The sequence below is a fragment of the Pseudomonas sp. R5(2019) genome (genome assembly GCF_009905435.1).
In the GTDB taxonomy this organism is placed as follows: domain Bacteria; phylum Pseudomonadota; class Gammaproteobacteria; order Pseudomonadales; family Pseudomonadaceae; genus Aquipseudomonas.
The window spans coordinates 21,286-31,061 of the sequence record NZ_JAAAMT010000058.1 but is presented as its reverse complement, the minus strand read 5'-3'; the positions used below and the strand labels follow the sequence as shown (position 1 = coordinate 31,061).

Annotated in this window: 9 protein-coding genes; 6 read left to right on the top strand and 3 right to left on the bottom strand. The window is 52.2% G+C overall.

Translation table 11 applies throughout. The annotated features are described in order from the left end of the window. Positions 1-97 (top strand): transposase domain-containing protein (locus GUY40_RS24995; protein WP_166571586.1); only part of this gene is annotated, 97 nt, incomplete at its 5' end. Positions 98-819: 722 nt separating this feature from the next. Here the strand turns inward: GUY40_RS24995 and GUY40_RS24990 are convergent. Next, positions 820-1,917 (bottom strand): type IV toxin-antitoxin system AbiEi family antitoxin, encoded by a 1,098-nt coding sequence (locus GUY40_RS24990; protein ID WP_166571585.1) that lies wholly within the window; start codon positions 1,915-1,917, stop codon positions 820-822. 546 nt (positions 1,918-2,463) lie between these two features. Between GUY40_RS24990 and GUY40_RS24985 the strand changes: the two genes are divergently transcribed. Genes GUY40_RS24985 through GUY40_RS24975 form a run of 3 tightly spaced genes read left to right on the top strand, consistent with a single transcriptional unit; the run spans position 2,464 to position 4,988 of the window. Further along, on the top strand, positions 2,464-3,066 hold the full coding sequence (locus GUY40_RS24985; RefSeq protein WP_371924962.1) for a hypothetical protein: 603 nt from the start codon (positions 2,464-2,466) through the stop codon (positions 3,064-3,066). After that, positions 3,059-3,925: an ImmA/IrrE family metallo-endopeptidase gene (locus tag GUY40_RS24980; protein WP_166571583.1), complete on the top strand. Its 867-nt coding sequence runs from the start codon at positions 3,059-3,061 to the stop codon at positions 3,923-3,925. Before GUY40_RS24985 ends, GUY40_RS24980 begins: the two co-directional genes overlap by 8 nt. Beyond that, positions 3,918-4,988, top strand: a complete 1,071-nt coding sequence (locus GUY40_RS24975) for a hypothetical protein (protein WP_166571582.1) — start codon at positions 3,918-3,920, stop codon at positions 4,986-4,988. Before GUY40_RS24980 ends, GUY40_RS24975 begins: the two co-directional genes overlap by 8 nt. Here the strand turns inward: GUY40_RS24975 and GUY40_RS24970 are convergent. Continuing rightward, on the bottom strand, positions 4,947-5,534 hold the full coding sequence (locus GUY40_RS24970) for a sce7726 family protein (RefSeq protein WP_166571581.1): 588 nt from the start codon (positions 5,532-5,534) through the stop codon (positions 4,947-4,949). The genes GUY40_RS24975 and GUY40_RS24970 overlap by 42 nt on opposite strands. 190 nt (positions 5,535-5,724) lie before the next feature. Here GUY40_RS24970 and GUY40_RS24965 point away from each other — a divergent pair, with 190 nt between their 5' ends. Beyond that, positions 5,725-6,267, top strand: coding sequence for a hypothetical protein (locus GUY40_RS24965; protein WP_166571580.1), 543 nt, complete (start codon positions 5,725-5,727; stop codon positions 6,265-6,267). A 358-nt stretch (positions 6,268-6,625) separates the two neighbouring features. Here the strand turns inward: GUY40_RS24965 and GUY40_RS24960 are convergent, their stop codons facing one another. Continuing rightward, a complete protein-coding gene (locus tag GUY40_RS24960; protein ID WP_166571579.1) occupies positions 6,626-7,702 on the bottom strand; it encodes an HNH endonuclease in 1,077 nt (358 codons plus the stop codon). Between the two features lie 579 nt (positions 7,703-8,281). On the opposite strand from GUY40_RS24960, the gene GUY40_RS24955 reads away from it, so the two are divergent. Further along, positions 8,282-9,751: an AMP-binding protein gene (locus tag GUY40_RS24955; protein ID WP_166571578.1), complete on the top strand. Its 1,470-nt coding sequence runs from the start codon at positions 8,282-8,284 to the stop codon at positions 9,749-9,751. Positions 9,752-9,776: the final 25 nt, after the last annotated feature.

Below are 9,776 nucleotides of genomic sequence, written 5' to 3'. Positions count from 1 at the left end.
TCCGTATGCCTATCTCAAAGATGTGCTGACGCGCCTGCCGACGCAGCGGGCAAGTGAGATTGCGGAGCTGCTGCCGCACAGGTGGCAACCGGCTTAGTTAGGCAAGACGGGTTGGCCGTACGCTTACCAGAGTTCGCACGCGCAACAAATTGGCCCACTACATCTTCGAGAGTGCCGGCATAGCGCATCACATGAATCAGGTCGCCCGAGTCTTTCTTCTCTGCGCGGCTGTGAAATGCCAAAGCTTTGAGGATGATGAATGCCGGGACGTCAGCGTAATGTACGGTCTCGATAGTAACGCCACGATCACCGAGCATTTCCGCCTCAATTTTTCTCGACTCGTACCAGTCATGCACAATTTCCATGTGCTCTACTGACAGTGCTGAAACATCCTCGCCATCGAGTGCAGCAATCTTGCTTGGTGGGCAGTCATCGGTTGAACCTCTGAGGAATTCAACCAAAACGACTTGCTTGGGAGAAATCTGATACTCCCACCGCCATGCTGTGTCCCAGCCATTTTTTGGATCAACCCACCGCTTGAATCCACGAGCCAGCAGTTGCTTGGACAGAGAAGTATATTTTCCGGATGCGAGCACGGAGAGATTAAGCGCAACGTCGACATCCGATGTACCAAAGTGGGCCGGCACATCTGGGTACTGTTCAGGCGTCAAATACCTCGGCACCAACCCGCCTACCAGGCGGATGGTATCCTTCAGTGAACCGAAGGCGCTGAGGAGGGTGACGAGCACTTGCTCACAGGTATGTGTCTGTGCAGCACTGTATCCATCAGCCGACTGTGGTTTAGCTTCTACTGCCACGTTACACCTTTAAAATATCTTCACGAAATTGGGCCGCAAGTTCTGCGTTTCGTCCACGGCCATTTAATAGGTCAAGGTACTGTATGAAAGGACTCGCAAACCAGGCTTGTTCATTGTACGAATACTCTTGGAAGAGCGCACTAGCTCCTGAGCGCTCGATCAAAACAACGTTGGCACCTTTTTCGGCTGGTTTTAGACCAAGTTTTTCAGCAACTCGCTCAGCTTTTGTCGGTACTATGATTTCTGCAATATCGACATGAGTGAGTAGGGGGGACAGACGATTGGCAGCGATAGCGCCGGTGAATGCTACCGACAAACCATCTCGTTGATCACGACCATTCCAGCTCATATTTGAGGACAATTCCTCGACAAGCCTTTTGGGGTTTTGGCAGAAGAAATACCAGCGTGAAGTTTGTTGCTTGCGTTGTACCCATACTTCGGCCCAGGCGTCCAGTAGTTCGGTAGGCCTGATGAGCCGGCGAATTCGATGCCGTCCTTCTCCTTGGGATTCTACCCAGCCAAGACGCTCAAGCTCTTGGAGCAAATTAGACACGGTAGCGCCAGATGTTTGGGAAAGCTCAACCACCTGCTGACCATGAAACCAGTCCCTATCCATATGAAGCAGAGTATGGATAATTTTCTCACGTGAACCTTTGAACACATCCACTTCTCGGAGTGTGCCTTTGGTCGCAGACTTACCTTTTTCGATATTGACTAGCCAGTTTCGATGCTTGAAGAACAGTGTGCCACTCGCATCGAAGAAGCTCACCCCACGGTTTCTGAGTTCGTCACGCGCCCCTTTGCTGATGTGTTCGGCAAGGAAAATTGGCACCATGTCAGAAGAATTCCTCGTTCGGCTCTGATGCCCCTGCAGATCCCACAAGGCATCTTTGATGTCCCGTGGATACGCTTCTTTCTTGATGGAGAACACGAGACGCCAGTCGCCCTCGGGGGTGTTCAGGCGACCCATGGCATCCGGCTCCCAAGGCTCACCCTCAGGATTGATCTTGATAGCTGACAACGCTGATCCTGTGGCCTCCTCAATTGCCTCAGCGAAGGCGCTCATCAGCGGTTCATGCTTTTCGAAATCGTAATTCATTGCTACCCCTGCACCGAAAGCTTGGACGAACCTCCGTCCATTTCTTAGCCTAAAGCTACGCTAGATTTTAAAAAAATCAATGCTTGATTCGGTGGTTGTCCTATTTTTCCTGTACAGGAAATCAAGCGAAACTAAGCCTAGATTCGGTATTCTGGCCATTTTTCCTGTTCAGGAAACCAAGCGAAACGGGGCTTTGATTCGGTGTTTCGGCTATTTTTCCTGTTCAGGAAATCAAGCGAAATAAGTCCTTGATTCGGCGTTTCGCCTATTTTTCCTGTACAGGAAATCAAGAAAATCTAGATCGCGACCCAGGCAGCGCTGTGCCATGGTTGGGGAGGTTGAGTGAGCGTTTAGAATGGTTGCCAATGGGATTTTGACGCCATAAGCCGAGCGTTGAAGCCAGCGATCATTGGTGGCATCATCTCGCCATTAATACGGAGAGGGATTTCCACATGACGCCATTCGGACTAGCCGAGTGCTGCGCCTTGAGCGATGGGCGCGTTGATGACTGAGCCTACGCTTAAGTGCCGCCATACAGGACAGCATGTGCCTTACCTGATCCATCAGGGGCTGGCACCTATGTATGTATTCCAGCTCAGCGAGCAGTGGGACGCTGAGAAGCGGCAGATCATCAGGCAGCTGATGGCAGACTTCCCTGCTGCCGCAGACGACCCCAATGTGCTTTTTGATCAATTGCCCACCTATGGATTGTCAGATTTCCATTGGAGCTGGCTGGACAAAGCCTTTGCCTTCCGCAGCGATGATTACCACTGGTTCTTCCTGAGTGCACAGGGGCGGATCCAGGCGACCTGCGTCATCTACCATCCCAAGGAAAGCCGTCTGGATGGGGAGCGCATTTTCTACATTGACTACGTTGCTTCCGCGTACTGGAATCGAGACCGACCGAACTATGTGAAGCAGTTCGGGAGCGTCAGCCGGATCCTGATTGCCCACGCCTCCCACTTCGCCATCAACACGCTCGGCTACCGGCCAGGTTTTTGTTTGCACTCGCTGCCGACTGCGGAGGGGTACTACCGCTACCTGGGTATGATCGATTACGACGTTGATGCCGATAAAGAGAACCTGCGTTACTTCGAAGCGCCCCCTGAGATAGCTGGGAAGCTGGCAGGGGAGGCTCATCATGTCTGACTCTCCTGAAGGGCTTCCAGGCGATTTCGAGGTTTATCCATCCTCGCGGGATGCTGCGGTTGAGTTCACAGCGGCCCTGTCCAACCTGAAGAAAGCGCTGAAGCCAGCGGATGCCAAGACGCATGCGCGGCCTGGTGAGGCGTATGACGACTTCATCATTCGGCTCGCCCTCAACGCGACCAACAACAAGGCCGTGCTCTATCGCAAGAATGACTCTGCGGAAGAGACCAAGATCCAGGCGTGGTTGTCGCTGATCAATGAGAAGTCCAAGTTCGCTGTGCTGAGCCGGAGGATGCCTGATTTTCAGGGTTTGAGCGCTCAGCATCTCCGGCAGATCGCGCTCCTGAGTCTTAAGCCTGAAAACATCACCACTCTGGTCGATGTCCTGGCCGAGTCCTACGGCGTGCTCCTGGTGGTGGAGCCGGGCTTCAAGTCGATGAAAATGGATGGGTGTACCTTCAAGTTGTCGCAGGGTACGCCAGTTGTTGGAATAGCGCTTCGTTACAACCGCTACGATAACTTCTGGTTCACGCTCATGCATGAGCTTGCCCATATCCATATGCATTACGATTATCTCGATAATCCGATCCTGGACGACCTCGAAGAAGACAACGATTCTGATCGCGAAGTCGAGGCAAACATCATTGCCAAAGACAGCTTGGTCTCTCGCCAATACTGGCGGACTGCCTGGAATGTCAGGGCCAACAAGAAACAACTTCTGGATGTTTGCGTTAAGGCTGAAGTGCACCCTTCCATCATGGCCGGGATGATTCGCCACCAAGCCAAGAATTACAAGCTTTACCCTGAATTGCATCAATCTATGGACGTTAAAAACGCTTTCGGGTTCGCCAATGATTAAATATGTACCTTTCCTGAAATTCAAACAGAATGAGATTCAAGGCGTTGGGGTGCTGGATGATGCGATTCGTAATCAGATAGTACCTATGTATGACGTTCCTCGGTCAGAAGTTGTGATGACAGAGGGAGAGGTTCTGGAGCGCCTGAGAATTGCGGGGAAAAATCTCAAGTCAGGGCGCAAGAAATCCATCTCGTATAAGTTCTTTGTCGATAACTTTGATATTGATGACACCATTGATCTTGGTGGAGTGTCGCAGTATAGGGCTATCCTGAATTACCTTTCGGACTATACGATTATTCCTGTTCTAGCGTTTGATCGCCATCCAGACCATAATGTGGCCGCTCTAGAATTTGTGAAGGCGCGGCCAGGTGCTGAGGTTGGTATTCGTCTGCAAATGATGGATTTGGATAGCTATAATCTCACTAAAAGTAATTTGAACGCGCTGTGGGTCGATCTGGCAGCTGCTAACCCACAGTCTGTCGTATTACTTCTCGATCTACGAATTATCGAAGAAACCGTCGAGACGAAAAAGAAAGTTGAACGTTTCTTGGCTGGCTTCCAAAAGGATTTCCAAGTCACTGCCGTGGTGATGAGCGGGTCTGTTGTCCCAGCCTCAATTGGCGGGCTGGTCAAGACTGGTAATGAGGTTAATATTGATCGAAAGGAGTATTTGCTCTGGCGTTCAATCAATAGCTCGCCGGCTTACAGTAATGTCCTGTTTGGGGACTACGGAATTGTCAGTCCGGAATACTCGGATGCCGATATTGAGCCTGAACTAATCAGTGGTCTCTCTGCGCCGAAGGTGTTTTATACCTATCACGAGAAGTTTTTCATAGCTCGCGGTAAGCGATTCAAAACACATAAGTATACACAGTATTTTGACATTTCCGATAAGTTGGTGGATCAGGTGTTTTTTAGAGATCCTACCTACTCATTTGGTGAGCGCTATATCCATGATCGAAGTAAAAAGGCTGCGGTGCGGTCTAAATCAACGGGCTCGCTAGGTAGCTGGATTAAGACTTCAACCGCCGCTCACATCACTTTCGTAGTTAACAACATTTGAGCGCCTTTCGATGAGGGCGCCTTGGATTCCTGCCAGGGCGTCGTCCCGGCTCAACTGATAGCTGATTTGCTCAGCGATAGCGTCACGGTTGAAAGATTTTTTGAAAACCACTTCAGGGTGTGCGGTCGCAATAGCCGTCAACTCTGCCTTCCAGAGCATGAGCAGGGCATCTCTCTTGGAGAACATCGGGTTGGTGCCGGCCTTGCGGACGTAACGCAACATTGTCCTTTCTTTGCCAGATGTGGCGAGAATGATGCCCCAATAGGCAGGGATCTTTTCCATTGCCCAACGCACATGGTTTTCTGTGGTTACCAAAGTCAGTTTGGGGAACGACCTTGAATAGAATTCTGACTGCGACAGAATCCGTCGAACGTTATCGGTCTCGCCTTTGATTTCATAGCAGTGCATCTCCCGATAGCAGGCAACTACGTCGGCAATGGCATTACCATTATCGATGGTGAGCTCTTCGAGCACGCGAGCAGGTTTAGGCGACCGCTTCATTAAGTGGTCAACTAAAGCGGTTCGGATTTCTTTATCTCTGAGCACTCAGAGCTCCAGGCGGGCACAAACGCAACATTTTAGCCTATGAAGCTCCCTGTTGTGGAGTGCGCTCGCCTCTTCCTGAACACGTCCCGACCGATAGCGCCATGGTGCCAGGGTAGGTCGATTCGGGCTGGGAGCGTTCGGGTGATAGCCTAGTGCAGCGTCGTCGCTACCATCCGCACCCGGAGCCCCCATGATCAACCTCCATCGCTTGATCACCAAGCTGTTTCCCGACCGCCGACCCGACTGGGAGCAGAAGCGTGAGCGCGAGTTCATCCTGGCGGCAAACTCCTTGAAAACCCTCTCGGTAACTGACCGGGGTGGCATGTCCATTGATCCAGAGGAGCTCCGTGAACAAATTGTCGCGGCACGTGAGCAGTTGAAGCACCTTGTCCACAACCCAGGAACGCATAGTGGGCCGTGCCAATCAGTTGCAGCAGTCGAGGTGGCTCAGGAGGCTGATCCGTCTGCTGAGGGGCTGCAGGACTGTATTGAGGTGGTGGCCTGGCGTCGGCTTCCCAGTGGCGCTGCTGTGCGCTACGTGTGCCTTCAGTCCACGCATACCGGTCGATACTCAGTCGCGATGGCTAGTCTCTTCGCGGGAGCCATAGAAAGCCTCCCTACTTGGGTCGACGGCAATACCAACAGGCAGGTCGCAAACGCCCTACAGGGCAGTGAACTCCACTGGTACGCGACTGTGGGTGAGGCGATGGATGCCTGGGACGTAGCGCTTTGATGTCCCTACAAAACAGAAAGGCTCGTCCGGTTCCGCTTGAGCAGTACGAAGATTACGGTGACATCCCGCCAGAGGGCATGGATCTAGAAGAGGTGGAACTCATCTGGTGGACAGTCGCGCCTAGGATGAGCAAAAAGGAACTACGAAAACGGCTGAAAAGGTCGCTGATGGCTATCGCGATGCCGGTCGCTTCCCGTACGCGGCAGTTTCAGATGCTCAAGGGCGGGGTCGTTACCCTCGGGGCGTCATCAACGTTCTTAAGCAGGTGCTGAAAGCGAGTGCAACTAGGTCTGTAGTGCTGGCATCTGCTCACCCGGGGAACACTTAAAGTCATGTCCGAGACCCGCTGGACAATACGTTATGCTTCGCCAGCCTCAGTTGACGAATCGTTCGCCTCATGGAGGAACTTTACTTGGCCTTTCTCAAGGATAAGATTTGAGACATCCAAGCTAATCATAGAATCATAAGACATCGTCATAACCTGCTCATCTTTTCGTAACTTCTGAGTTCCACTCAGGTCTAAAACCTCTACTTTTACGCATGGACGAGTGGCCGGATATAGACTATAGCGATTCGGAATCACGGGAACCGATTGTGTCAAAAATCTCTCTCCGAACACGGGAACATCCACTTGGCCGCGAAACACTGGAATCTGCAATGCCATATTACTAAAGCTAATTTGGAACAGCATGTAAGGGCAACCAAACACGTTAGACTTACGCCGAGCCAATAGAATATGTATATGCGGATAAGGTGTCGGAAGATATATTGTGCTCTTGATAGCGCGAAACGCTGAGGCAGGAACAAATCCCCAAGAATCATGCGCTCTCTCAACCCATTTTCTAGACTCCGCAAACTCATCCAGGTACTCATCCGGCATAATGGAGAGAGCAATTTTTGTTAGGCACTTAAAAACGCCGGCGGGAATATAAGGCGCTCTAATTTTCTTGATAGTAAACGTCTTCTGATCACTATCATGAACAATAGAGTCAGTTCCTGGCATACTACATATCTCAGTGAGCTTGGTATGCTTCCCTTTTTGAATTGATCCGCCCTTGAGTTTTTCTTTAGGCAGGCCGTTTTTACCTTTCATCCCTGTCAAAATTCGTTCTATGCCGAGATAATTAGCAAGATCGCTTTCTATTGTCCCGCCAAACTTGTTATTGCAAGTATCACACTCGTCCGTGGCTATGAGTTTGGTATTCCCGATAAACTCTGGCACCGCATGAGGTACTAGATCGAAAGTCGTTTTATCTGGCCCAAGACCACAGAATCGACAAATAGGGTTGTCCACAGACCCTTCAACTCCTACCTGCATTTTTTCGCGAAGCTCACCAGCAACAATAGGCTCGTATTGGTTGAGAATCGCGTCGTCCGGCGATTGACCGAAGTAAGGTCGAACATGAGTAAAATAGAAAGCGGTCAGATCATCCATGATGGCACTCTAGCCCTAAAGTCGATATGCCATCATGAAGCGACGCTAAGCGAAAGCCAACCCCCTCCTTCACGATACGCTCTCGCCTGTGGGCCACTATCCAGAATGCTTTGCGCATGACAGTCGCAAGCGTAAGCAGGCCATCACCCGCTCAATCTGTTCCAGGTTTGTGTCTCACGGCCCTATGCTGCTCCAAGTGCTGCATCTCTGCTTTCCACCTAGCCAAGAATTTATCCCAGTCCGTAGCGTAAAGCCCATCAGGAATTCTGGTTGATCCAATGCTCGCCTGCAGGAAACGCTGATTGCCTCTGATGCTTGACGGATCAAATCTGAAAAAATCAGAAGGGTTATTACGCCAAATCCGCTGCGGGCCAGTTGCGGCGTGAGCTCAAGGACGCCACGAAATCCGCAAAAAACTTGTCAACGTCCCTACAGACGAGGAATGCGGGTGGCCAGCGCAGAAATCATTCCGACGCATTCAACGCGCAGCGAACCTGGGTTTTGACTGCGCTTTCTAGCGGAAGGGGGGGCAAGAGTTGCACGTATTATGCTATCAAGCACCCAGACGATGCAGCGCAGGTGCATGCAGCAGCTACGGTAACTTCTGTATCTCTGGAGGGCACGGTTGAAACTCAAAACTATGCTCAGCTGGCGAAAGCTGCACGTAGCTGTGCCGTGGAGCTTCACGCCATGGGGCTTCGGCCCGGAGATGCCCTTGTCAGTTTTGGTTTCAGTTCGCTCGATCAAATGGCTTGGCTGTACGCAGCACTACACCAGGGCGTGGCAACTCATTTTCTAAACCCTCAGCACCGCCCAGAAGATCTGGGGCGTTTTCTTCAGCAGCTGCGACCAAGCCTGTTGCTGCATGACGCCGTTACGGTGAGTGCCGCCCAGGCATTCGCGGCGTTGGTTCCAGATACTCCGATGCGTGCTATGGCGCAACGTGGCATCGGGAGTGGCAACGAAAGTATCGCCGCCGAGTTTCCGGAAGATACGGTTTCCCATGTCTGCTACTCGTCTGGTACCACTGGCGTTCCAAAGGTTGTTGAGTACACGCACCGCTCAACGGTATTGCATGCGTGGGCCTGTGCCTTACCTGATGCGATGGGGTTGAGCAGTGTGGATCGGGTCATGCCACTCATGCAAAACTTCCACGCAAGTGCATGGGGCGCTCCCTTTGTTTGTCCATTGGTTGGTGCTTCATTGGTGCTCGTACCACTGCATCGTGACCCGGTGCAGTGGTTCCAATGGATTGAGGAGCACCGAGTCACCGTCCTGGGGGCTGTCTCTGCACATTGGCTAGCGCTCGTCCGGTACATGCGAACCGGCGGATTGCGCTTTAGCACACTTCGCCGCACGGTTGTCGGCGGCACGCGATTGCCATCTGACGTTGCTCGATTCATTCAAGAAGAGCTTGGCGTCGCGGTATGTCATGCCTGGGGTATGACCGAAACCTCACCATTGGCCACCATCGAGCGCTTTGATAGCAGCAGGGCATCGCTGGGTCATGGCAAGCCTGTGTTCGGAATTGAGTTAGCGGTGCAGTGCGAAGGTGGAGCTTGCCTGGCCGAGGGTACCGGGGAGTTGATGGCCCGGGGGCATTGGGTCGCCCATAGCACAGCAAAAAACGGCAATTGGCTTGCCACCGGGGACTTCGCGACGCTGCACGAAAATGCGGAGTTGGAGGTGATCGATCGCCTGGAAGATGCGCTGATCGCCGATGGTATCCCCCTCAGTTCAGCCCTCGTGGAGTATCAAGCTCGACGGGTTCCAGGTGTTGCAGACGCAGCATTGCTGGTCACCGATGTTGCCTCCGGCCAGAGCGCGCTGGCTTGGGTGGCTATGCCTGAGGTCAATTTCGACGCAGTCACTGCCGAGCTCGAACAAATCCTTTCCATGGCCTTCAACGGGTGGCGTCCGACGCAATTCATCGTCGTGGATGCGTTTCCGTACACAGCGTCTGCGAAGGTCCAGAAACACCTCCTCAAAGACCACATCGCTCGGCGGCACAAAGACGATGCGGCTTTGACTCCGACTTCCTCCTGCTGATGCCTGACTTATGACGCAAATAACG